Origin of the sequence: Sphingobacterium puteale, assembly GCF_050986225.1 — a bacterium.
GTDB lineage: Bacteria > Bacteroidota > Bacteroidia > Sphingobacteriales > Sphingobacteriaceae > Sphingobacterium > Sphingobacterium puteale.
Map to the genome: position 1 here is coordinate 1,424,476 of NZ_CP158959.1, position 25,172 is coordinate 1,449,647.

General features: G+C 39.9%; 20 protein-coding genes and 1 pseudogene. 15 read left to right on the top strand and 6 right to left on the bottom strand.

Translation table 11 applies throughout. From position 1 onward, the window contains the following. Positions 1-10 precede the first annotated feature (10 nt). Positions 11-1,066 (top strand): alpha/beta hydrolase, encoded by a 1,056-nt coding sequence (locus tag ABTV71_RS05945; RefSeq protein WP_433902488.1) that lies wholly within the window; start codon positions 11-13, stop codon positions 1,064-1,066. Between the two features lie 4 nt (positions 1,067-1,070). Next, positions 1,071-2,324, top strand: a complete 1,254-nt coding sequence (dctA, locus tag ABTV71_RS05950; protein ID WP_121124975.1) for a C4-dicarboxylate transporter DctA — start codon at positions 1,071-1,073, stop codon at positions 2,322-2,324. 130 nt (positions 2,325-2,454) lie between these two features. On the opposite strand, the gene lon is transcribed toward dctA, so the two are convergent. Next, positions 2,455-4,932: an endopeptidase La gene (lon, locus tag ABTV71_RS05955; RefSeq protein WP_433902489.1), complete on the bottom strand. Its 2,478-nt coding sequence runs from the start codon at positions 4,930-4,932 to the stop codon at positions 2,455-2,457. A gap of 346 nt (positions 4,933-5,278) precedes the next feature. Between lon and ABTV71_RS05960 the strand changes: the two genes are divergently transcribed. Together ABTV71_RS05960 and ABTV71_RS05965 are read left to right on the top strand one after the other, a co-directional pair. Beyond that, positions 5,279-5,929, top strand: coding sequence for a tetratricopeptide repeat protein (locus ABTV71_RS05960; RefSeq protein ID WP_121124977.1), 651 nt, complete (start codon positions 5,279-5,281; stop codon positions 5,927-5,929). Positions 5,930-6,143: 214 nt separating this feature from the next. Continuing rightward, the gene (locus ABTV71_RS05965; protein ID WP_121124978.1) at positions 6,144-6,698 is read left to right on the top strand and encodes a ferritin; all 555 of its coding nucleotides are present in this window, start codon (positions 6,144-6,146) and stop codon (positions 6,696-6,698) included. A 131-nt stretch (positions 6,699-6,829) separates the two neighbouring features. On the opposite strand, the gene ABTV71_RS05970 is transcribed toward ABTV71_RS05965, so the two are convergent. From ABTV71_RS05970 to gpmI, 3 genes are all read right to left on the bottom strand, one after another. Further along, a complete protein-coding gene (locus tag ABTV71_RS05970) occupies positions 6,830-9,127 on the bottom strand; it encodes a TonB-dependent receptor (RefSeq protein ID WP_433902490.1) in 2,298 nt (765 codons plus the stop codon). A 662-nt stretch (positions 9,128-9,789) separates the two neighbouring features. Continuing rightward, complete coding sequence (locus ABTV71_RS05975; RefSeq protein ID WP_433902491.1) at positions 9,790-10,380, bottom strand: hypothetical protein; 591 nt, start codon at positions 10,378-10,380, stop codon at positions 9,790-9,792. Next, on the bottom strand, positions 10,361-11,893 hold the full coding sequence (gene gpmI, locus ABTV71_RS05980; protein WP_121124982.1) for a 2,3-bisphosphoglycerate-independent phosphoglycerate mutase: 1,533 nt from the start codon (positions 11,891-11,893) through the stop codon (positions 10,361-10,363). Before gpmI ends, ABTV71_RS05975 begins: the two co-directional genes overlap by 20 nt. 174 nt (positions 11,894-12,067) lie before the next feature. Here gpmI and ABTV71_RS05985 point away from each other — a divergent pair, with 174 nt between their 5' ends. The 4 genes from ABTV71_RS05985 (at position 12,068) to ABTV71_RS06000 (ending at position 14,983) form a co-directional block, all read left to right on the top strand. After that, the gene (locus tag ABTV71_RS05985) at positions 12,068-12,526 is read left to right on the top strand and encodes a DUF4783 domain-containing protein (RefSeq protein ID WP_121124983.1); all 459 of its coding nucleotides are present in this window, start codon (positions 12,068-12,070) and stop codon (positions 12,524-12,526) included. A 76-nt stretch (positions 12,527-12,602) separates the two neighbouring features. Further along, a complete protein-coding gene (nadC, locus tag ABTV71_RS05990) occupies positions 12,603-13,460 on the top strand; it encodes a carboxylating nicotinate-nucleotide diphosphorylase (protein ID WP_121124984.1) in 858 nt (285 codons plus the stop codon). Between the two features lie 16 nt (positions 13,461-13,476). Continuing rightward, complete coding sequence (plsY, locus tag ABTV71_RS05995; RefSeq protein WP_108637029.1) at positions 13,477-14,127, top strand: glycerol-3-phosphate 1-O-acyltransferase PlsY; 651 nt, start codon at positions 13,477-13,479, stop codon at positions 14,125-14,127. A 43-nt stretch (positions 14,128-14,170) separates the two neighbouring features. Beyond that, on the top strand, positions 14,171-14,983 hold the full coding sequence (locus tag ABTV71_RS06000; protein WP_108637028.1) for a M48 family metallopeptidase: 813 nt from the start codon (positions 14,171-14,173) through the stop codon (positions 14,981-14,983). Positions 14,984-15,060: 77 nt separating this feature from the next. Here ABTV71_RS06000 and ABTV71_RS06005 read toward each other — a convergent pair whose 3' ends face one another. Beyond that, on the bottom strand, positions 15,061-15,537 hold the full coding sequence (locus ABTV71_RS06005) for a hypothetical protein (protein ID WP_121124985.1): 477 nt from the start codon (positions 15,535-15,537) through the stop codon (positions 15,061-15,063). Positions 15,538-16,004: 467 nt separating this feature from the next. Between ABTV71_RS06005 and ABTV71_RS06010 the strand changes: the two genes are divergently transcribed. Continuing rightward, positions 16,005-19,238 carry a carboxypeptidase regulatory-like domain-containing protein gene (locus ABTV71_RS06010; protein ID WP_433902492.1) on the top strand — a complete coding sequence of 1,078 codons (3,234 nt, stop codon included), beginning with the start codon at positions 16,005-16,007 and terminating at the stop codon, positions 19,236-19,238. A gap of 405 nt (positions 19,239-19,643) precedes the next feature. On the opposite strand, the pseudogene ABTV71_RS06015 reads toward ABTV71_RS06010, so the two are convergent. Beyond that, positions 19,644-19,820: pseudogene (locus ABTV71_RS06015) on the bottom strand (hypothetical protein); the annotation flags it as partial. Between the two features lie 509 nt (positions 19,821-20,329). On the opposite strand from ABTV71_RS06015, the gene ABTV71_RS06020 reads away from it, so the two are divergent. From ABTV71_RS06020 to ABTV71_RS06045, 6 genes are all read left to right on the top strand, one after another. Beyond that, positions 20,330-21,211 (top strand): hypothetical protein, encoded by an 882-nt coding sequence (locus ABTV71_RS06020; protein WP_433902493.1) that lies wholly within the window; start codon positions 20,330-20,332, stop codon positions 21,209-21,211. Positions 21,212-21,915: 704 nt separating this feature from the next. Then, the gene (locus ABTV71_RS06025; RefSeq protein WP_433902494.1) at positions 21,916-22,071 is read left to right on the top strand and encodes a hypothetical protein; all 156 of its coding nucleotides are present in this window, start codon (positions 21,916-21,918) and stop codon (positions 22,069-22,071) included. After that, positions 22,061-22,375: a transposase gene (locus ABTV71_RS06030; protein WP_433903697.1), complete on the top strand. Its 315-nt coding sequence runs from the start codon at positions 22,061-22,063 to the stop codon at positions 22,373-22,375. Before ABTV71_RS06025 ends, ABTV71_RS06030 begins: the two co-directional genes overlap by 11 nt. A 593-nt stretch (positions 22,376-22,968) precedes the next feature. After that, the gene (locus tag ABTV71_RS06035) at positions 22,969-24,138 is read left to right on the top strand and encodes a M12 family metallopeptidase (protein ID WP_433902495.1); all 1,170 of its coding nucleotides are present in this window, start codon (positions 22,969-22,971) and stop codon (positions 24,136-24,138) included. 137 nt (positions 24,139-24,275) lie between these two features. Further along, complete coding sequence (locus ABTV71_RS06040; RefSeq protein WP_433902496.1) at positions 24,276-24,464, top strand: hypothetical protein; 189 nt, start codon at positions 24,276-24,278, stop codon at positions 24,462-24,464. 289 nt (positions 24,465-24,753) lie between these two features. After that, positions 24,754-25,077 (top strand): hypothetical protein, encoded by a 324-nt coding sequence (locus ABTV71_RS06045; protein WP_433902497.1) that lies wholly within the window; start codon positions 24,754-24,756, stop codon positions 25,075-25,077. Positions 25,078-25,172 lie beyond the last annotated feature (95 nt).

Consider the following 25,172-nt stretch of genomic DNA (forward strand, 5'->3'; position numbering starts at 1 on the left):
AAATAGCTTCATGAGAGGACAACTTTTCTATCTTTTTCTTCTTTTTTTAATGGTTTCCTGCGGAATAACTCATAATGTACCCAAGGACCCATATCCCAATTCATTCGATAAACCGAATATCGTCAATTCATTTGTAGACCAAAACGGCAATTTCTATCCGGATAATTGGCGTAAGACGTATGGTGAACCACCTAAAAGCGGTGATATCAATGCCTACTCGCTGATGAAGATCGCAACCGAAAAAGGCCTGGAAAGTCAGCTGAAAGGTTTTGAAAAGACCCGCATGTTGGCGGTGAGGAGTAAAGTGAAAGCAAAAGACCGTGTGTTTATCTTTGTGCATGGTTTCAATGCGCCCTCTGATGAAGTTAATGAGAGCTATGAATATATGCGCAAGCTGCTAAAGCTTAATCCCAATAAAGATGAGGTCGTAAAATTTTATTGGGATGGTTTACATACCACGAATCCCTTTGGTGGCGCTAAAGTTTGGTTTTCTGCTACTTCATTCAGTCAGATGGCGGGTGAATTTGGACTGCGGAATTTGTTAAATAGCATCCATAACAAAAAGATCATTTTAATTTCCCATAGTCGGGGAGCATCAGTCGTGCTGAGTGCTTTAAGCAGTGCAACATTTAGCGAGAGTTTTGCCAAGGGTACACTAGAGAATCACAACGTAGATGTTGATGCGGCGAAAAAGCTTGCAGAAAATGGCAATGACATTACCTGCATTATGCTCGCACCGGCGATAGGCCTCGATGACTTTAAGGTCAGGGATGTGACATCGGGAACGGATTCATTCTGTAGTTTGAGCAAACAGGTTAAGAAAATCCATATCACCATCAATAATACCGATGTGATGCTGAAGAAATTTGTTGGTTTTTTGTCCAATAAGCTGAAAGCGACAGATTTAGGGTATAAAGCTGATGTCTGCAATGAGTTGGTAAAACATTATCCGATCATGAAGTATACGGATTTTACCGGTATGAAAAGTCATGACTTTAATAAATATATCCGCAACCCCAAATTTAAAACAATGTTGAAGGCCGAGGGAATTGCCGTTAATCGTTAGCACCATGAAGCATATTTTTAAGAGTCTCTATTTTCAGGTTATCGTCGGTATATTGGTCGGTATTTTCTGCGGCGCCTTTTTTCCGGATTTTGCCGTAAAGCTGAAGCCGTTAGGGGATGCCTTTATCAAACTGATCAAGATGGTGATTGCCCCCCTGATCTTCAGTTCGATCGTCATCGGAATTGCCGGAATGCAGGATGTAAAAAAAGTAGGCAAGATCGGACTGAGCTCCATTATTTATTTCGAAGTCATGACGACGGTCGCATTGATCATCGGCTTGATCTTTGTCAACGTGATTCAGCCCGGTACAGGTATGAATGCCGATCCGTCGACCCTGGATATATCCTCCGTGTCACACTATATTTCGGAATCTAAGAAATCACATAGTTTCATGGATTTTATCATGGATATTATCCCGGAGAATGTTGTTGCTTCAGTGGCTTCAGATAATATGCTGCAGGTATTGGTTTTTGCGGTACTTTTTGGAGTGGGCATGACCAAGATCGGTAAAAAGGCCTCGGAGCCGGTGATCAATGTGCTGCAATCGTTTCTAAAGGTACTTTTTGCCATTATTAAGATGGTGATGTACCTGGCGCCTATAGGGGCGATGGGAGCAATGGGGTTTACCATTGGCGCATTTGGTATTCAGGCCCTGACCAAGCTGGGGATGTTAATGGTAAGTTTTTACCTGACTTGCATTATCTTTATCGTGATTGTGATCGGGGCCGTATTGCACTTCTATGTCAAAGTTAATATTTTCAAATTTCTGAAGTATATCAAAGGTGAAATTTTGATTGTATTGGGTACCTCCTCTTCGGAATCTGCATTACCGGGTATTATGCAGAAAATGGAGGATGCGGGCTGTGCGAAGTCTGTGGTCGGATTGGTGATTCCGACGGGCTATTCCTTTAATCTCGATGGGACGAGTATTTATCTGACCATGGCTGCGGTATTTATTTCACAGGCGCTGAATATGCACCTGAGTCTGGAGCAGGAAATTACCTTGCTGCTGGTGCTGTTGCTGACCTCAAAAGGAGCAGCAGGTGTGACGGGAAGCGGCTTTGTGACTTTGGCGGCAACGCTCCCTGTTGTCGGACACGTGCCTGTCGAGTCCGTAGCATTGGTCTTTGGCGTAGACCGGTTTATGAGTGAGGCTAGAGCCATCACCAATCTGATCGGCAATTCAGCGGCAACGCTGGTGATCTCAAAATATGAAAATAGCCTAGATGAGGAACTGCTGCATGAGAAACTAGGCTGATAGCGTATGCTGTAGCAAATAGTTGACCTGCAACCGTAAAGGATATGGGCAGCATAAAAGAAAAACAGGGTGTCCGATAAAGATCAGACACCCTGTATTTTATTTATTATTCTAAATTTCTGAGCGGTGGTTATCCCTCTTTTTTTGTGTTTTCAATTCCCTGAGATAGATCTAAGGCAGCGTCTACTTTCTCTTCCAGAAGGGCGAGCTTGATTACCTGTGCCATTTCGGTCACGTAGTGGAACTGCATATCTTTGATATAATCTTCCTTGATTTCAAGGATATCTTTTTCGTTGGATCTGCACAGTATGATATCTTTGATATTCGCCCGTTTTGCGGCAAGGATTTTTTCTTTTATACCACCTACCGGTAACACTTTTCCGCGCAACGTAATTTCCCCGGTCATCGCCAGTTTCTCTTTCACTTTACGTTGTGTAAATAAAGATGTCAGCGCAGTGAGCATCGTTACGCCAGCGGATGGACCATCCTTAGGAATGGCACCTGCCGGAACGTGGATATGGATATCCCAATGGTCGAATACATGGTAGTCAATGCCAAAGTCCGAAGCATGTGCTTTTAAATAGGCTAAAGCAATAGAAGCGGATTCTTTCATGACATCGCCCAGATTACCTGTCAGGCTCAAGCGTCCTTTTCCGGGACTTAAAGAAGATTCGATAAATAAAATATCACCACCTACGGAAGTCCAGGCAAGCCCGGTTACGACACCGGCGACATTATTGTTTTCGTAGATATCTTTATCAAAGATCGGTGCCCCCAGGATATCCACGACATCCTGATCATTGATGCTTGGGTTGTAATCTTTTTCCATGACGATGCGTGTGGCAATACCACGGACGATCGAACCAATTTTCTTTTCCAGTCCGCGCACACCGGATTCGCGGGTATAGTCTTCGATGATTTTCTCGATGATCTTACCTTTTAGGGCAACATCCTTGGCAGCCATACCGTGCATTTCACGCTGTTTTGGAAGCAGGTGTTTTTTCGCTATTTCAATCTTCTCTTCGATGGTGTATCCATTGACTTCGATGATCTCCATACGGTCCAATAAAGCGGGTTGGATGGCACTTAGCGAATTGGCGGTTGCAATAAACATCACTTTTGAGAGGTCAAACTCCATTTCCACATAATGGTCGTAGAAATGTGTGTTTTGTTCTGGATCCAATACCTCCAACAAGGCCGAAGAAGGGTCGCCTTTAAAATCGGCGCTCATTTTATCAATCTCATCCAGGATAAAGACCGGATTTGCGGCGCCCGCTTTTTTCAGTGATTGGATGATGCGGCCTGGCATGGCGCCGATATAGGTTTTGCGGTGCCCCCTGATTTCGGCTTCGTCACGCACCCCCCCCAGGGCCATGCGGGTATATTTGCGTCCCAATGCTTTGGCGATAGATCTTCCCAAGGAGGTTTTACCCACTCCCGGAGGACCTACCAAACAAAGGATAGGGGCTTTCATGTCATTTTTTAGTTTCAGTACCGCGAGGTATTCAATGATACGTTTTTTGACTTTTTCCAAACCATAGTGGTCCTTATCCAGGACTTTTTGCGCTTTATTTAAGTCAAAGTTATCTTTGGTCGTTTCATTCCATGGAAGATCAAGCAGGAGCTCCAGATAATTCAACTGAACGGAGTAATCTGCCGCCGCTGGATTGATACGTGATAGTTTTTCAAGTTCCTTGTTGAAATGTTTTTCAATATCAAGCGCCCATTTTTTTGTTTTACCACGTTTTTTGAGTTCTTCAAGTTCTAGGTCAGGGGTATTTCCGCCAAGCTCTTCCTGGATGGTTTTCAGCTGTTGGTTGAGGAAATAATCCCGTTGTTGCTTGTCCAGGTCGACGCGTACCTTGTTCTGGATCTGATGTTTCAGTTCCAGCATCTGGATTTCTGTGGTCAACAGTTCTAAAAGGAGTTTCGCGCGGTTTTCAACCTTTGGAATTTGTAGCAACTCTTGTTTTTTGATCATTTCGACATTGATATTAGACGAAATGAAGTTGATCAGAAAAGAAGGGCTTTCAATATTTTTTATTGCAATACCAGCTTCGCTAGGCAAGTTTGGTGAAAGCTGAATAATCTGCAATGCCATTTCTTTCAAGGTCGAGATTGTCGCTTTGAAATGTTTGGTCATCTTAGGTTTCGCCTCGTTGAATTTCTCGACACGAGCTTTCAGATAAGGTTCGGTCTCGATGATTTCCACCAGGTTGAAACGTTGCTTTCCCTGAATGATCACCGTGGTGTTTCCGTCGGGCATCTGAAGTACTTTAATAATGTGGGCAACGGTACCCACTTTATTCAGTTCTTCAAATCCGGGATCCTCTACTGTCATATCCTTCTGGGAGACCACACCGATTGTTTTGTTGCCTTTATAGGCTTCTTTAACCAATTTGATGGATTTATCTCTTCCTACAGTGATCGGAATGACAACACCGGGAAATAATACGGTATTGCGTAAAGGCAAAATAGATAGTGCTTCTGGAATTTCAGCGTTAGCCATATCGTCTTCATCCTGCTGTGTCAATAAAGGGAAGAACTCGGTGTCTTCCGCAACGATTGGAATAGCCTGACTGAAATCAAAAGTTTCGAATTTGCTCATAGTGTTTATTTTGTGTATTTGTCAGTCGCTGACATGTTGTCGGTAGACGTTCAAATTTTAAGCTTCAAATATTGTTTCCTCTATAGTGCAAGGGAAGTGCCAATTGCTAAAAGGTAGCAAAATTACAAATCTATTTTCTAGAATAGGAAAAAAAGGCAGGTTAAATAAAATTTATCTGCCATTTATTGGATAAATAGGCATAATAATTGTAATATTGGAATGTGAAAGAATAAACAATGGCAGATTCTTGCGAGAGGTGAAGCAATGGAGCTATTTTTTCATAGGGTAATAAACGATCAATATTGGTCAATAATAAGGTATATTGAAAAAACGTAACTATTTAGATATGAACTTAAAATCACTTAAATTAGGTTTGTTCACAGGAGTTTTTGCTTTGGTCGCACTTAGCGCCAATGCACAACAAAAACAAGCTGAGCATAGCAATGCCAATGTGAGAATGGGGCAAAAAGCTCTTTTGGACGGTGACTTCAAAAATGCAGAGTCATACTTGACAAAAGCTTTACCTGAGGAAGGCAAAGATCCGGATGTCTTGTATATGTTGGGTTACTCCCAATTTCAAAATGGTGATTATAAAAAGTCTGCTGAAACATTCGGAAAAGTTGTTGCTTTAAATCCTAAAAATGCAAATGCACTTTACTTCAAAGCGAAAGCAAACAACACACTTGCCATTCAGACAAACAAAGTGTCTGCGGCAAACAAAGAACAGTTGTTGCGCGTAGCGATTGAGGATTATTCAAAAGCAATTGCCATCACACCCACAGACTCCAAATTTTACCAAAATAGAGCGATCGCGAACCGCGATCTAGGGATTTTGATCGGTACGGCAGGTACACCTAATTACAACAAAGCAATGGCTACAGATGCTTATAATAATGCTATCAAGGATTATGAAAAAGTATTGAGCTTTGATTCTTCTAAAAAAGACATTCAAACAGAAGTCAAAAAAGCTAAAGTGTATAGAGATAACCTGAAATAATCTGCACGGTAGATAATAAAAAAGGGAAACTCGGTCGGGTTTCCCTTTTTTTGTGTCCGGCCGTCCTTCACCTTTTCTATTCTTTCTGCTGAACCAATGCCTTTCCATGGTAGCTGCACTTCGACAGATCGGTTCTTTACGCTGTCTTTGACAAATTTGCAAACGAAATGTTGCGAAATACTGTTCTATACTTGAATCAACAAGAATTTAATATATGGAAACGAATCGATTGTCAGCGGAAATGCAGGACATTTTAATCAGTCAGATGACGAAAGAAGCCGAAGCTGCACAAATTTATCTGGCTCTGGGCGTTTGGGCCGATGATCAGGGCTACGGTGGAATTGCCAATTTTCTATATCGGCATGCGCAGGAGGAACGGAACCATATGACAAAAATTATGGGTTACATCCTCGAGCGTGGTGGCCGTCCCCAAATTCAGGCGATAGCGGCTCCGCCATCAGATCCGAGCACCCTAACTGAATGTTTCCAACGTGTATTTAAACATGAGGTGGACAACACCGAAGCAATTTATCGTATTGTCAATCTGGCTATGGAACAGAAGGACTGGGCTACATGGAACTTCGCGCAATGGTTTGTCAAAGAGCAGATCGAAGAAGAGAAACTCGCACTTGAATTGATTGATAAATTAAAGATCGCCGGTGGAGACCGGGCTTCGGACGAATCACTGTTTGCATTGGATTCCTCATTGGAAGGCATGCCCGACGATGTGCCTTTGGCACGGGAGGCGACAGCCGATGATCCCAAATGATGGAATCACTCCCAGATCGTGTCAGCAAGCGATTCCCGCCCCAATCAATGGTTAGCATAAGGCATAAAGTAGGGACGAAATACGATGCCCCCAAATAGTTAGACAATTTTTGGGGGCATTTTTATGTGTGCTTATTTTTTAATAGTAAGGGGGAGGTAGACACCGAACGTAATATTCCTTCCCATATTGTAGACCCCGTAAGTAGGATCCTCCTGCGATAACCTTCCTGGACGTAACCTGCTCAACGCATCGTAGTAGCGCTTATTGGTCAGGTTGGATGCCGTCGCATAGACTTTTACCTGCTGTTTTCCTAGGTGTAAGGTAGTACCTATTCCGGCGTTGATCAAAGAATACGAATCCGCAGCTGTTTCAAAAGTTTCGTCAATGCGATTCTGTTTAAAATAATTGTCTAAACCTACCGATACATAGAAAGCATGTAGGCCATTGATCTTAGGTTCGAGACGAAGCGTGTTATGTAAAACACCTGCAGGGATCAATGCCAATGGTCGGTCAAAAGTCTTGTTTTGCGCATGTGTATAGGTAAACGTGTTGTCCAGGTGAACCCAGTTGAGCGGATGGAAGTTTAAACTCCCTTCGAAACCAAAGAGATTGGCATTGACCTGTCCGTAGCGGTAGACATCGTAGGTCTGCTCATTATTATCCTCGTCAACGACAGTTTTGGTGTCGCCCTTTTTTGCTGAAGCATAGATGAAATTATGGATATAATTTTCATAGATACCGATGCTACCCGTGACAATGCTATGTCCAAATTCCAGGGTTGCATCTGCCTGGAAACTGCGTTCTGCCTTCAGGTTTTCATTTCCGATTTCATAGCGATATGTACCTTCGTGTACACCGTTAGAACCAAGTTCAGCTGGGTTAGGTGCCCTGAAAGCTGATCCTGCATTGGCTTTGAAGTTAAAATCTTCACTGAAACTATGCGTATATCCTAAGGCACCACTAATGTTGCTGAACTTATTTTTAAAACCTGGAAATTGTTCCTCATCATCGACAAAGAGCTGTTTACCTTTGGTACGGACGAAATCGTAACGTAATCCCATATTAAAGGTGTTCTCGCCCCAGCTTTTCTTGGCATAACCAAATGCCCCCAGTTCGATCTGGTCATAAGCAGGGATCAAAAATTCAACGCCTTTATTGATGCTATGTTCCTGACTGGCGCTGAGACCAACAACATGCTGCCACCCGTTTCTTTCCGCCAGGTAGTATTTGGCATCCAAAGAATAGGTATTCAGATCAAAAAATAAGGATGGTGTTGCTTCCTCCAGTTCGCGACGTTGATTTTTTTGGTAGCCCAGGTCCAGTTTTAGATTTCCTGAGCCGATCACAAAATTATTATTGAGCGCGAGCTTATAATGGCGGATATCCTGTTTTGGAAAATCCAATGTCCGGCTTTTGGATTCATTATATAAGGGATCCCCAGGTTCGGCATCGTAAAAACCAATGTTATTTTTGAGGTAGGAAAAATTAAGGTGTGAATATCCCCATTGTTTATTTAAGCCCAGCATTCCACTAAAGCTGGTATTATTAAAACCACTATTGATATAGCGCCCAGCTGGTGTATTGTAGGCATGAGCATTTTGATAGGAGCCGCGTCCGCGCCATACAAATCCATTTTCATTGCCCGTGAGCATGAGCGAGTTGTTGGTCAGTCCGTTGTTGGTTGAGTAACTGGATAGCAGTTCACCTTTTATCTGACCGGCAGTGGGCACACTGGGTTCAAGGATATTGATGACACCACCGATGGCATCCGATCCGTACATCAGCGAAGCTGCACCCCGCAATACCTCTACCCGGTCTGGCTGATTTTGGTCGATCTCGATACCATGCTCATCCCCCCATTGTTGGCCCATTTGCTTGACACCATCATTGACGGTGACAACACGGTTATAACCGAGACCGCGGATGACGGGTTTGGAAATTCCCTGTCCCGTTGTAATCTGGCTTAGTCCGGGTACCTGACGTGCAAGTGCGTCGATCAGGTTTGTTGCACCACCCTGCAATTCGTCTTTGGAGATAACGGAGACAGAGGTGCTGTTTCGGCGGCTTTGTGAAGTGACAAGCGTACCTGTGACCACGACTTCATTTGTTTCGATAATACTTTCATTCAATGCAAAATCGACAGTCACATCTTCTGATGTCAGCTCTATCGTTTTGATCAGCGATTGGTAGCCAATAAAACGTACTTCGACGAGATAACGTCCACTCGAAGGAAGCGATTTGAAAGCATAATGTCCCTGTTGGTCAGAAGAGGTGCTCGAGCGCAGCTGGAGCAGCGAGATCGTCGCTCCGGCGATCGGTTGATTTGTCTTTGAATCTGTCACTCGACCAGATATGGTTGCAGCAGTAGCAGAAAATAGCAGGAAATAACAGACAAGCATGAGTATGCCGTCTTTAATTTTGAGTTTCATCTGTAAATATTTTTGTGCCATCGTGGATGGGCGTATCCGGCTGATATACGGATCACCTTATTGTTGAATATGAGGAAAATCTATTATGAAAACGGCAGCACTCATCGTTAAAACTTGATAAGGTCAGTTTATCATAGATAGCATAAGCTGCTTTCCATAAAAACAGCCATTGTTGCATATTGGATGAATATCAACACATGGGAGGGCCGCGATTGCCCGATAGCAATGCCCTGACCATCTGGTCGCCGGGTACAAAAAGACCAAATACTATTTCCCGTTCGGGAAGCAAAAATTCGCTTTGGATGAAACTAAAGAGTAATTGCGGATGTGAATTTTGGTCGCAGATGGAGCATTTGGGATGGTCTGCATGATGTTTTTTCGAATTGCAGTCCACGATACTTAATACCGGTGGTTTATGGGAATGGGTATAGACAATGAACTGACCGATTAAAAAGGTCATTAAAAGCGTAAACGCTGCTAATTTGTTCAATGGAATACCGCGCACCTTGTTTTTTCTAAACTGTCGTCTTTGTAGACATATAATGGGCAAATATAAGTAAAAAAACAAATAAAGCAATGATGTTGCATTTATTTATTTTCATTGGAAGGGAAACAAAAAAAAATGTTTTTATGGATTCACATAAAAACATTTTTTTAGCACTTTATTTTTTGGATTGTACAAACTTTCCAATAATCTCATATTGATTTGCATCGAGACCTTGTACATCCTGTAATTTTATGATGCTATATAAAGAATCGCTATAATAATCCAGCTTTTCATTGCTATCATACAGGGAGTTTGCAATCTTTTTATCGATATGGATATGCTTGACCTTTTCGTTGTTGCGATCAAATTCGATCCTGAGTTTTTGTATCTGCAGTTCTTCCTTTTTAGCGGTAAATTCCGTAACACAATCTACTGTTTTGAGATCATAGAGTGTGGGATCAAAATTTTTGCTGATATCTGCGGACTGGAATGCCGAAAGTTCATTTTTCCAGTTTACGATTTTTATTTCACGTTGTTCTTTTTCGCCGTCTTTATTGACAGATTTTAATACCGAAGGGTTGAGCTGCTGCAGGCGTTGCGCTTCGGCGCTGAAAAAAGAGTCTACTGAAAAAATATCCGTTGTCTTTTTCCTTTCTTTTTGTCCTGAAGTGGAGCTGCAGCTCCCAAAAAGCAGCGCACTTCCCACCAGTAGTGGAAGTGCGCTGCTTAAGTTTTTATATAAATTCTTATTCTGATACCAATACATTTCCTGTCATTTCAACGGGAATATCTACGCCCAAAAGTTTAAGAACGGTTGGAGCGATATCTCCCAATTTACCATCTGCGATTTTTTTGTAATGATCATCTATCAAGATGCATGGAACCAAATTCGTTGTATGTGCTGTATTTGGTGAGCCATCTTCATTGACCATAAATTCTGAATTGCCGTGGTCAGCCAGGATGATAAATGAATAGCCATTTTTCAATCCAGTTTCCACCACTGTTTTTGTGCATTGATCTACCGTTTCTACTGCTTTTACAACAGCCTCAAATACACCGGTATGGCCTACCATGTCCGGATTGGCAAAATTCAGGCAGATAAAGTCCGGCTGAAGAGTTTCCATATCATTGACGATGGCTTCGGTGATTCCGCTGGCAGACATTTCAGGTTGGAGGTCGTAAGTGGCTACTTTCGGTGAAGGCACCAAAAGACGGTTTTCACCTTCGAACTGTTGTTCACGGCCGCCGGAGAAGAAGAATGTCACGTGTGGATATTTTTCTGTTTCAGCGATACGGGTCTGTGTTTTATTGTTGGCTTCCAAAACTTCACCAAGTGTATTGGTCAGGTTGTCTTTTTGGAAGACAACGCGTACGTTTTGGAAAGTTTCATCATAGGCCGTCATGGTGACATAGTACAGGTTTAACGGAGCTAGATCATACTCAGGGAAAGCTTTTTGCGTCAGTGCAATGGTAATTTCACGCCCCCGGTCGGTTCTGAAATTGTAACAGAAGACGACATCACCTTCCTGGATTGTTGCTACTGCCGTACCATCAGCATTCACCAATGAGATCGGCTTAACGAACTCGTCAGTAACGCCGGCATCGTAAGATTTTTGAATGGAGGCAATCAAGTCATTGGATTTTTCGCCTTCGGCTTTCACCAATAGGTCGTAAGCCAGTTTAACGCGTTCCCATCTGTTATCACGGTCCATCGCATAATATCTACCGATGGCGGAAGCGAAGGTGCCTGAGGTTGTTTTTAGATATTCCTGTAGATCTTTGACATAGCTGATCCCGGAATTGGGGTCTGTATCGCGACCGTCGAGAAATGCGTGGATAAATACCTGGTCACTGTTTAGTCCGGCATGTTTTGCGGCGTCACAAAGACCTTTCAGGTGTTTGGTATGCGCATGCACACCACCATCGGAAAGCAAACCGATAAAGTGTACTTTTTTATTGTTTTCAAGTGCATATTTAAATGCATCCTGGATAACGATATCTGTATTGAATACGCCGTCATTTACGGCCTTGTGGATACGTCCTAGTTCCTGGTAGACAATTCTTCCGGCGCCAAGATTCATGTGACCGACCTCCGAGTTTCCCATCTGTCCGTCGGGAAGGCCTACGGCTTCACCGGAAGCTTCCAGACTTGAATTTGGGTATGTGTCCAATAAATGATCTAAAAATGGGGTATTTGCAGCTTCAACTGCATTTGATTTATCATGTTTTCCGTATCCTAGTCCGTCTAGGATCATGAGTGCAACTTTTTTCTTATTCATCGTATAACAAAGATAACCTTAATTTTAGAATCTATCAATGCATCTTTAAAATCTTCCCTTGTTTATATCTAATAATTTTATACGTTTGTGGCATAGTTTATGTTTGGTGTAAACTATGCTACCTAATAATTGATACATCTATTGTGGAAACTGTTCTATTTTATTCTGAGCTATATGAAACTTTTTAGCTATTGCGTATTTATATTTGTCTATAGTCTTTTTATACACACTGACGCCTCAGGGCATAATTCAAAAGATTTTAATGACTTAGCGCAGCCTGCTTTACAGGTCGGGGAATTGTCTTTGGGAAGTATTTCCGAAGAACTTAAAACCTATTTAAGGGAGGGAAATGCAAAGAATATAGCTAAATATTTTGGATCCAATCTGACCTTGTCTATTTTGGGTGAAAACGGTGTGTATACCAAGTACCAATCCGAGATTATGTTAGGTACATTTTTTAATCAACATAAACCCAAGACCGTTAAACTGACCCAGGCCAGCAATGCGAATAATGGTTATCAATACTTCACCTTTTCACTGGCGACCGAACAGGCAAACTACCGCGTATTTATTAAGATCGGAGCTGGATCCAATAATCAGTCCATCGAGGAACTTCGCGTCGATAAAAGTTAAGCCAGACACTATTTTTTTATCATTCTATTTTCCGATTAAAAAATTATTCCACATCTTAGCCCAATAAATTGTATTTATGGAGAAGGAAATCAAGGACTATTTGGCGCAATTTGTAAAACAATCAGTCGCTGAAGATGTTGGGGATGGTGATCATACCTCATTATCCACGATTGCGGCAGGAGCGCAGGGTGAAGCGAAACTGATTGTGAAAGACGATGGCGTTTTGGCGGGTGTTGAAGTTGCCCTGGCGATCATCAGCTATATCGACGAGACCTTAGCCTGTGAAGTGTTTATTCAAGATGGGAGCGAGGTAAAAGTTGGTGATATAGCCTTTTTTGTGCGCGGGAATATCCGAAGTATTTTGCTGGCAGAACGTTTGGTGTTGAATGTAATGCAACGTATGAGTGGCATTGCGACGACAACCCGAAAATATGTAGATCTGTTAAAAGGTACAGGTACTCAAGTATTGGATACCCGCAAGACGACACCTTTACTCCGTGTATTGGAAAAGGAAGCTGTAAAAATCGGTGGGGGAACCAATCACCGTTTTGGTTTATTCGACATGATCCTGATCAAGGACAATCATGTGGATTATAGTGGCGGAATTGTACCTGCATTGACACGTGCAAACGAGTATCGAAAGAAATTAAATAAACCAATAGAAATAGAAATTGAGGTCCGAAATTTTGCGGAACTTGACGAAGTTCTTAACTTTGGCGAAGTGGACCGAATCATGTTGGATAATTTTTCACCTGCGGATGTGGCCGAAGCTGTTAAAATTATCGGTCATCGCTTTAAGACAGAAGCCTCTGGAGGAATAACATTTGAAACCATTCGGTCATATGCAGAGGCTGGAGTAGACTATATCTCGGTGGGCGCTTTGACACACAGTGTCAAGAGTTTGGATCTTAGTTTGAAGGCCAAATTATTATAAGAACTGATTTAATTTAATGATATCGATTTATTTAGTAATTGCAGTATTACTAGCTTATTTGTTTGGTTCTATACCTACAGCGGTTTGGTTGGGTCAAGCATTTTATGGCGTAGATGTTCGTGAGTATGGGAGTGGTAATGCTGGAGCGACTAACACCTTTCGCGTTTTAGGGCCGCGTGCCGGTTCCATCGTGATGTTTGTGGATATATTTAAGGGATGGACGGCGACAAATCTTGCTTACCTGATTGAGCTGGGGCAGAATACCAGTGATGTTCAGTTCGTTAATTTTCAGTTGGCACTGGGGGTGATTGCTGTGATCGGGCACCTATTTCCGGTGTTTGCAGGCTTTCGGGGAGGAAAAGGGGTCGCGACATTGTGCGGGATGATCCTTGCAATACATACACCTGCAGCTTTGGTCTGTGTGTCAGTATTTATCATTATCCTATTGACCACCCATTATGTGTCTTTAAGTTCGATATCTGCTGGATTTGCCTTTCCGTTTAGTTTGGCATTTATTTTTAAGACTACGATTCCTTCGGTATTACTGTATGGTATCGCGATCTGTATACTCTTATTGATTACCCATCAAAAGAATATTGAGCGTCTGCTAAAGGGACATGAATCCAAGATTTATCTGTTCAAGAAAAAATCGAAGGAAAAAGAATAGGCACAATAATTGTATCCTGTAAAACGGATTTTAATAGAATATTATGAAAGGCATATTTAAGTATTCGGCTATGGTTTTGGCCTGTGTTGCGCTAGCATCGGGGATGTCAGGTTGTGCAACTTCAGCGGTTACTGGAAAGAAATATTTGAAATTGGTCAGTGCTGACCAAGTGAATCAGCAGGCAGCATTAGCTTATAAAGATTTTTTATCGAAAAATAGTGCAAAGGTGATTACCGGTACAGCGGATGCAGCAATGGTGAAACGTGTGGGTAACCGATTGGCAACAGCGGTAAACCAATATCTGCAAAGCAAGGGTATAGCCAATAAATATAATTTCAACTGGGAATTTAACTTGGTGAAGAGCGACGATGTGAATGCTTGGTGTATGCCGGGCGGTAAAGTCGCTGTATATACAGGAATATTACAGGTAACGCGCACCGAAGCAGGTATGGCGACAGTAATGGGGCATGAAATTGCCCATGCTATTGAAGAGCATTCCGTGGCGCAGGCATCCAACCAGATGGCTTTACAAATGGGTGGGCAGATCCTGGGGTCAGCAGCGGGGATGACGGGTAGCAGCTCACTAGGTATTTTTAACAACCTATATGGTTTGGGGGGAAGCTTGGCACAGTTGAAATTCTCCCGAAGCGATGAGTCTTCTGCCGATCAGGCTGGGTTAATTATTATGGCGTTGGCCGGTTACGATCCGAATGAAGCCATTGGATTTTGGAAGCGTATGGCATCGGGCAGTCAAAAAGGTCAACCCGAGTTTTTGAGTACCCACCCGAGTGATGCCCGTCGTATTGCGGATATTGAGAAACAGATTCCAAATGCAATGCGGTATTACAAAAAGTAAAAACGTAATTTGATTATAATAGAAAGGGAGCATCTGTTATGCTCCCTTTTTTTGTTTTCAGTTTATGCTATTTTAGTTTATACACCTGCAATTGCATCAGAGATACCTAATACAACTCCAAGTATAAGACCCAGAAAATTAAATCCGATCGTGATAATAACGATGATCCCGATGAATTTATAATGCTTTTTTAGGGCATCGAGACAGAGTTCAAGCTGAATGCTGTCGCGGTTTTCTATTGCTTTTCTTGCTTTAGATCCGAAATTATACAAATAATAAATTGGGAGGCAGGAGAAAGCCAGCAGCAGTAAGTAAAGTACACCGAAGGTCGATATTGTACCGGCCGAGACATATTCACCCTGACCCAAAGATAAGGCACTGGCCCCAAAGATCAAGCTAATCATGGTGATGGCCGATATTCCGATAAAAATAAAACAGACAATAGCCAAAAAATTGGCCCATTTAGCTGCTGAAGCTAAGAAAGAAAGCCCTGCTGGAGACAGTTTAATGTCTGCGGGTTCGTGAAAAGAAGAATTTTGAATACCGACTTCCATGAAAAGAAAATTATAAAGGTGTGCGAATTTCTAAAAAGTTATCCGTTTTTAAAAACAGATTTTTAGAGAAAACCAATTCGCAGGGACAATAGTTTACAGTTTTAATACAAATCCTAGGTTAGTAGCGCCATTGCTACAAAAAACGAGTTGATCAATAAAATGCTCGGTTGACAGAAAGTTAGTGAATTTTTTTTAAAAAGCTTCTTTATGATTGGAAGAATGTTGTTACAAATATGCTAGTTTGATGCAGTGTTGAAAACTATTTTGTTTGGATTTGATTCTTCGTTAATGGCTGTTTAAAAGATGTTATAACGTTTTTTTTGTGCAAAAATTGTGTGAAAGGCCTGCGATTTGTGGTCGAATGATAGAAACTAGATGTGTTGTAGTATGTTAAGTTTATATTAAGTCCTTTGTTATTTGAAATCTCTTAGTAATTTTGCTTAACATTTTTTAACAAATCACATTATATGAAAAGATCTTTACTCTTTTTCGCTCTTGTAATGGCCAGTTATGGTGCTGTACAAGCTCAGGTCACGACAAGTAGCGTTACAGGTATTGTAAAAGAGGCAAACGGCAGTTTAACTTCTGGAGCTACTATTAAGGCAACACACGTGCCATCGGGAACGGTTTATTCGGGATCGGCAAATGCTGCTGGAAGGTTTAACTTAGCGAATATGCGGGTTGGGGGACCTTACACGATTGAAGTAACGTATGTTGGACAAGACCCAATTATTTATAATGATGTTTATTTGCAGCTAGGACAACCTTTTGTGTTAAATCCTGTATTTGCGGATAAGAGCACGACTTTAGAGGAAGTCACTGTTACTGCACGCAGAGGTGCTACAAAGACTGGGGTGTCTACTATTGTCAGTAGAAAGAAAATTGAGGAGATGCCCGCTATTTCCAGAAGTATTACGGATTTGACAAAATTAAATCCACAGGCAAACTCTCAAGGTGACGGTTTTTCATTTGCTGGTAGAAACAGCTTATTCAACTCGTTGACCTTGGATGGTGCACAGATGAACAATGCATTCGGTTTATCATCTCTTCCTGGAGGCCAAACAAGTGCTCAACCTTTTTCATTGGATGCGATTGAGGCTATTCAGATTAATCTTTCGCCATATGATGTGAAACAAGGTGGATTTACAGGTGCGGGTGTCAATGCAATTACCAAATCGGGTACCAATACGGTGACTGGGTCGGCCTACTGGTATTTTAAAAATCAAGATTTACAAGGTTACAAAGTTGATGGTGAAAAATTAGCTAAAAACGAAACTTATAAAAATAACCAATTGGGTTTTAGTGTTGGAGGTCCAATTATTAAGAATAAACTATTCTTCTTCTTGAATGGTGAAACAACCAAAAGAACTACACCAGGCTCAAACTTTTTAGCCAATAGAGGAACTGGAGCTGCAAATGAGTCACTTGTAAAGGCTTCGGATTTGGATTTGGTTCAGAAAACTTTAATGGAGCAATTTGGTTATGATCCGGGAGTTTATGAAGGATTTGATAACGAACAAAAAGCCAATAATATTACCGCAAAAATTGACTGGAATATTAATGAAAAACATAAATTTACCCTTCGTTATAATCACTTAGATTCTTATAGGGATATTAATCCCAGTACATCAAACAGTAATAGTGGACGTGGGCCTAGCACAACTTCGTTGATTTTCTCTAATCTTCGTTATCGTCAAAATAACAACATCAATTCCATTACCGCTGAGTTAAACTCTACATTCAATAGCAAGTATGCAAATCAGATCCAAGTGGTTTATTCTGCTTTTAGAGATTTTCGTGATCCTAAAGGTAGTCTCTTCCCAACGGTCGATATTGAAAATGGTTCTGGTGCTAACTACATCTCTTTTGGTTCAGAACCATTTTCGATCTTAAATAAACTGGATCAGAATTTATTTAGTGTCACCGATAACTTTAATATTTTTGCTGGGGCTCATACGTTTACATTTGGTGGATCTTTGAGCTATCAAAAATTTAGCAATGCTTTTGCTCAATTTATGAACGGACAATTCCGTTACAAAAATATGGATGACTTTATTGCGGCAGCTAAAGGTGATAAAACAGCACTTCCTACGCAATATCAGTTAACCTATTCTGTCGTTCCTGGTAATGAAAGACCATCCGCTGATTTTAGCATGATGCCGATTGCTCTGTATGCACAAGATGAGTGGTTTGTGAAGCCAAACTTTAAACTAAGTTATGGTATCCGCGCAGACATTCCAGTTTATACCACAGATATCGTAACGAATGAGAAGGTGCTTGGTATGACCTTCGCGAATGGCGAGAAATTAGATGTATCACGTTTACCGAAAGCCAGAGTATTGGTGTCACCAAGAGCAGGATTTGATTGGGATATTAGACAGGATCGGTCATTTGTATTACGTGGGGGAACTGGGATCTTCACTGGTGGAGTACCGGGCGTCTGGTTAACAAATCAAGCGGGGCAGACGGGTATGACGTTTGGTAATATACTTGAAAATAAAGGGACGATAAATAGACCGTTTAATCCAGATCCTACAGCGTACTTACCTGCAGATCGCCAGAACCCTGCGACTTACGAAATCGATGTTACTTCGAGAGATTTTAAAATGCCGCAAATCTGGCGTTCGAATCTAGCTGTTGAGTATAGCTTACCATGGGATATGAAAGCTACTTTAGAGGGGATCTATACCAAATCAATCAATGAGGTATATCATCGGGATGCAAACTTAACAGATCCGAAAGGAAGATTTACTGGTACTGGTGATACCAGATCATATTGGTTGGCAGCAGATAATGCAAGACAGATCAATCCGTCTATTACACGTGCTATTGTATTGGATAATACTTCCAAAGGAAATGCCTACAGTATTACTGCGCAATTGGAGAAACGTTTTGGTAAATATGGGGATGCGATGATTGCCTATACCCATAGTAGTGCAAAAGACATCACATCGAATCCAGGTTCGCAAGCAAACTCTGCTTTTGCAGGAAATGCAATTGTAGACAATCCGAATAGTCCAGTTTTAGCATACTCGAGTTTTGTTGTTAGAAATCGTATCATCGCAGCAGTAAATGTGAACTTCAATATTACTCCTCAATTGCCTACTAGAATTGGTTTAGTCTATGAAGGAAGACCATATGGGGATGTCTTTGGTGCAACAAGATATAACTATGTAGTTAGTGGTGATATCCTTAATGCAGATAGACGATTCTCTAACGCTTTAATGTATGTACCTAAAGATCGCGCCGATATAGCCTTAGTTGATATCAAGGAGGTTGCTGGTAAAACTAAAGCTGAAACCGCAGACGCACAATGGGCAAGACTTGATGCCTTTATTAGCCAAGACAAATATTTAAGCACAAGAAGAGGGCAATATGCTGAAAGGAATGGTGCGGAGTACCCTTGGATGAATCGTTTTGATATTCGGATTATGCAAGAATTATCTAAAGTGTTGAAAACAAAAGATAATCATAGACTACAAGTGTCACTTGATATTATCAATGTAGGTAACTTATTGAACAGTAAATGGGGCGTTACCAAAACACCTAATATTACAAACTTTATGCAATATCAGGGCGTAAATGACAATAAGCCGACTTACACGGTTAGTCAGAATCTTAAAGAACAGACATTTAGAAACAATACAGGTATAGATTCTAGATATCAAATGCAATTAGGCATTCGTTATATCTTTAATTAATCTGATTTGGCCAATAAAAAAATCGCCGATCTATTTATATAGATCGGCGATTTTTTTGAAGTAATTCGAACAATTAAAACGATATCATAAGCATTTACGCCCTAGTATTATCGACAGGCCACCTTAATGTCCACTCAAATGTAGCAACTTCATACATAAGTAAAATGTAGTTATAATTATTGGTAATGACTACCGTCCTAAATAAATTTTAGACATGTGTTTCGCTTTAACAAACAGCGATTTTGTAATCATTTCGATTTTGACCTTTGTTTTTATTGTGGGAAGATCTTTAGCTGTCCATTTTTTCGTTTATAGGTGGTCTAATAAAAGGGGCATCGCTGCATTTTCAGAGGTGTCCACAAAAGTTGATACTGCGCAAATGGTTATCCTTTTGTCATAGATTATCTAATAGCGAAAGGTATAGACCTTAAAGAATTCATAACTGCAATGCTGTTTATAGGAAATATTGGACTTGTTGGGAGCTCTACCAACTCCTAAATGGTTAAGATTATCTGTCGCACTGCGCAAGCCGTTAGTGATATCCCGAACTGAATCTGCCAGAAAATGGCAAAATAACATGCTCTCAAGATGCGTCTAGCTGTTGATCTCTCTTTGGTGTCTGTAACTCTAGTATTTAGCGACCAAATCTTTGAAGAATTCGCGGTCGACAAGGGATAAAATCTGACTAAAAACGTTTAAATTTACAATTGGCGGTGTGTTAAAATTTGGCGATTTGAATATAGCAACTTTGCTTTATCGAAACACCGCCACTTTTTTAACGTTTATGACGAAAGTGATTGTATATGGTAGCCAGCAAGTTTGACTAAAATTTAGATTTACAAATTAATTGTTTCAAGAAAATTGGGATTGAAAAGATTTTTGTAGACAAAGTAAGTGAGTAAATCTGCGAGAGAAAGACGAAAAAATTGAGATCGGCCAAAAGGTATGACTGAGAAGTATGTAAAGATTGCTCCATTAGTAAAATATTCATACGACAGTAGCGAGCTTCTAGGTGAGGAAAGTATGAAGGCAATCAAAATTGGAGATAAAACCACATTTTATAAAATTGTAAACTTAAATAACGAAATTAGATGAAAACCTACTTCAACTGGCTAATTATTGTTTTAATAATTTCATTAAATTATTCTTATGCTCAGAATAAGGATTTCCAGATATCTGTTGGCTCTCATTTATATATTTCTAAGTTAGACTGGTCGATTGCTGGGAATATTAATGGAACAGACCCAAATGTACTTTCGGAATTAAAATACGATAACATTCTTACAATTGGACCTGAATTAAAATTGATATATCCTGTCCAGCAAAAAATTACTGTTTTTTTCGCTTATCAAAGAGGTTTTACTATTTCTGGAATGGCTAAGGATCGTGATTATTCAGGTGATAACCGCACAGACATGACTTATGATGAATCTTTTTCGAGCAATAAAGGAAATCAAAGTTCGATAAAACTTGGTGGACGTTATACTTTTTTTAATCTCAAAAAGATCTCATTTAATACAGGTACTCATATTATTCAAAATAAACATAGATTTTATCTACTTAAAGATGAGATCCCAGACCTTAACACAACTTACGACTCTAGATGGAAGGCATTATCCCTAAATCTTGGTGCTGACTATCTTATTAATAAGGCAACCTCTATTAGTTCAGAGGTGACCTATTCATTTATCAAATACCATTCTAAAGCAAACTGGAATCTGATCAAAGATTTTCAGCATCCAGTGAGTTTTGAACAAATGGCCAATGGCAATGGATGGTCGATAAAAATACAGGTTGAAAGAAATATTTTTGATCAATTTAATTTATATCTAAGTATGCTATCGGGTAAACAATCTTCATCAAAAGGGCTTGATATCTCTTATTATAAATATGGTGATAATTCCACAACTCGATTTAATGGAGCGTCTTATTACGCTACAGGGATTTCATTGGGTTTAATTTACGGTATCTAAAGATTTTTTTTCGAATTTATTTTTTACAGGGATGGCGAGTGTCGCCGCGGTTTAGTATTGTCATTAATTTTTCTTGACCTTTTCCGTCCCTTAACGGTTTACATTCAGATATAGCTTTTCATAGAAAACTGTTTTACTACTATTTATCTGTCCCGCTTTCAATTCGTCAAGTGGAAAACCTTCATTATCATAAATTTTTGAATAATGAGAGCCTCATTTTTTCATGGACGACCTCTACCATAGTTATCTGATTAAAATAAAGCTCGTTGTTTTTTGAGCAACCTACATAGCCAATAATCCACCGAAAATTAAATTTAGATTCGCCCATAACATTGTAATATAATTTTATTCAATGCCGTCCAAAACGAATGGAAAAAGACTATAAAAAAAAGTTGCGTATTTGTGATTTCAAAAAATCTTATATTGAAATCACAAATACGCAACCAGTAGCATGGAAAATAGAAGTGTTTTTAGTCAGCTCCTGTATTTGATAGACCCGGATATTTTTAAAAAGTTGGTATCTAAATAAGACAGCGACAAACATCGAAAAGGCCTCAGCAGTTGAACACATCTTGCGAGCATGTTATTTTGTCTTTTTTCTGGCAGATTCGGTTCGTGATATCAGTAATGGTTTTCGGAGCACTACAGGTAATATTAACCACATTGGTATTTCCCAGACGCCGAGCACATCGAGCGTTTCGTATATGAATGAACATAGTGACCATACCCCGTCGAAAGATTTCTATTTCGCACTTATGGCCTATCTGTGGAATAAAGATGTCAATCAGCGTAAAGAACTCAGTACATTAAACCGCAAGGTATACCTGATGGACGCTATGGGCGAAATTTCTGAGCAATAAGAATGCAGCGAAACTAAATGCCATACTAGACTATGATGGCCGCCCACCCGTCTTCATGGAGATTGCCAAGGGGAAGGTACACGAAAGTAAAAAGGCGAACACTTTTAATTTTTCAAAGGACAGCGTTGTTGTGATGGACCGCGGCTATCTGGATTTTAATTGGATGAATATTTGGATGAATATTTTGTACAGCAACAGCAGGTTCTTTGTAACACGGAGCAAAGAAAATATGAACTACCTCGTAGCTGTTAGAGTGAGTCGACGATTGAGGGTGGGATCATTAAGGATCAGATCATCACCTTGAATGGGGGGCGTTCAAACGATATGGAAACAAAAACTGGGGCTTGTACACGTTTTGGACAGCACAACGGGGAAATGAATATGAATTTCTCACTAACAACGTGTATTGGAAGCGGGGTACGGTAGCGATGATGTACAAACAAAGCTGGCAGATAAAGATCTTTTTCAAACACCTAAACAGCTGCTTAAAGTGACCAGTTTTGAGGCATATCACAAAATTCCATACAAATATAAATATGGGCTGCATTGATCGAATATTTTTACTGAAATATATACAGAAAAAAGTTATCTACAGGTAGAATTTGTCTAACTTGGTGAGTTTTATACGCCTGAAAATTTTTATGAAAATTGATTTTTAAAAAGTGGGCCGACGATCCTTTTATCTGGGAAAAAAATGCCTGATAAAAACGGGCGGTTTGGGGTATTTTAAACATCAGGGGGATAGACAATGGTTGTATCGAAAAACAAACTTTTTGAAAAGAAAGAATTCCTTTTTATACATTGCTAATTTTATTTAGAATGATAGTGATAATTTGTTTTTAATTTGTTATCTTTAGTAGAAATAGTTTATATAGTTAATCTAAAATAATGATAAATATGAAAAGAGACATTAAAAATCTTTCCTATTTTATTTTACTAGCGGTCTCGTTAGTTAGTTGTAGAAAAGAAAATGAAATTAATACATCCCAAATTGAAGAAGTGTCACCTACTGATTCTACAATTCATAAGTTTAATTTACCTGGGGGTAGTGAAATTAAGGTCTTAGAAATACAAGGTAATTACTATATCGCAGATGACATTCTTCTTAGCAAGAAGCAATTTTTAACTTTAAAAAGCTTGACTGGCTCGACTTTACCAAGAAGTGCGGTAATGACTAATCTTGTTAGTAAATGGCCAAATGGAGAAGTTCCTTACCTAATTGAAAGTAATTTTTATGATGTGTCACGAATTAATGAAGCAATAAGTCGCTATGATGCTCAAACTCCGATTAAATTAGTGCCGAAACAATCTTGGCATAATGACTATGTAGTTTTTGTTAATCACCCATCTGCAAGTATGTCTAATTTGGGAAGAATAGGAGGAGCTCAGCAAATTCATATTAGCCCGGTAGCAGGATATGGGACAGTAATGCATGAAATCGGCCATGCTATTGGATTATTCCATGAACATACAAGATCTGATCGAGACGAGTTTGTGGATGTTTCTCCTAGCGTAGCAAATAGTATTGATTATCAAAAATATGATACAAATTTTATTGGATTTGATGTTGGTTTTTTTGATTTTAATTCTATAATGATGTACCCTATGAGTAGTGTTTTAAAAAATAAATCTGATCCCACTTATAATTGGCCACTTAATAGAAGCGATTTTTCTACAGGTGATATCTCCGGGATCAATTATATATATGGAGTTTCTCCTTATATAGATATGCGATTAGATGTTACCAGTTATCAATCAACTCCTGACGGATCTGAAAAGACTTACGATATATATGTGGATTTCTATCAAAACGCCTCCAAAACGATACCATTAACTACAACTCATAGTATTAGAATATATTATGAACGAGTTGAAGAACGAAAATCAAATAAAGCTAACCCAATTGAAATAATTAAATTTAATTCAAGTAATATTGTTCCCGCCGGAGTCAGTTCATTTAAACTTGTTAGCGGGTTGATAGAAAGCAGATGGTACGAATATGGCGACTTAGATTTTTTACTTGATCAAAGAATTAATATCTTTCAAAAATCCGGATATCAGTTTTAGTTTGAAGAAATTATAATGGAAAAATATCTGTCTATTTCTTTTTGCCATTTTATTTAATATTGGAGTCAACGCGGGTGGAGTAGTATCTAAAGATTTTTTAGAAAAAAATTAACCTAGTTATTACATCATTAAAATCAATGTTTGAAGAAAACTTGTCACAACTTGGTTTCAGTCCCAGATCACAACCTCGGCAAGCCCGGATATCGGGAGCAGCAGATGCGGGAGTGCCTAAATTAGATACGAAAGATCGCGATCTGCTGAAAGCCCAGAATATAGGGCCTGTATTTATGACAGATTTGGAGAGCAGCCTGGTCATTAATCCTTAAATGACCCTAAATATTATTTTATACGGAGAATAAATTGTTTATTCTCCGCTTTTTTTGCGGTAAAAAATACTTGTATTTACAATAGGCAGCTCAAAATCTGTAGCAGCGCAATCAAAATTGTCAAAGGCAAGATTTTTCTCCTTCTTGCACTCGAGCTTCCAAAAAAATCCAAGAACTAAAGGATAACGTTATCGCCGAAGCGTCACTTTCCATCGAACATCCTACAGCGGTAACTATAGGTAAGGAGCCCTTTTGGATCGGCAATAAAGAAGAATTTACTTACCGTCGTATGGCTATCCAAGCAGCGCGACATCGCTTGCAAAAGGCTGCCGCATTTGATAAAGGTGGGCGTAAGCGGAAAATAAAAAGCTTGGAACACTACAATGAAAAGGAGAAAAATTACGTAGATACCAAACTCTACCTGTATAGCCGTAGATTAATTGAGCTTTGTGTGAAAGCACAAGCGGGTACCCTCTTATTGGTCAACCAATCCAATAAGGAGGAAATGACCAAAGGTGATGAATTCTTGTTGCGAAACTGGAGCTACTACGGTCTTATCGAAAAAATTAAGTATAAAGCCAAAATAGTGGGTATAAACCTTATTATTGAATAGTAATTTTAAAAGAAGGATCGAGCAATGTATAACAACAAGCCTAGACTTGGGAAATACCGAATGACTTTCGAAGATAGGATCAACAACTAGTACAA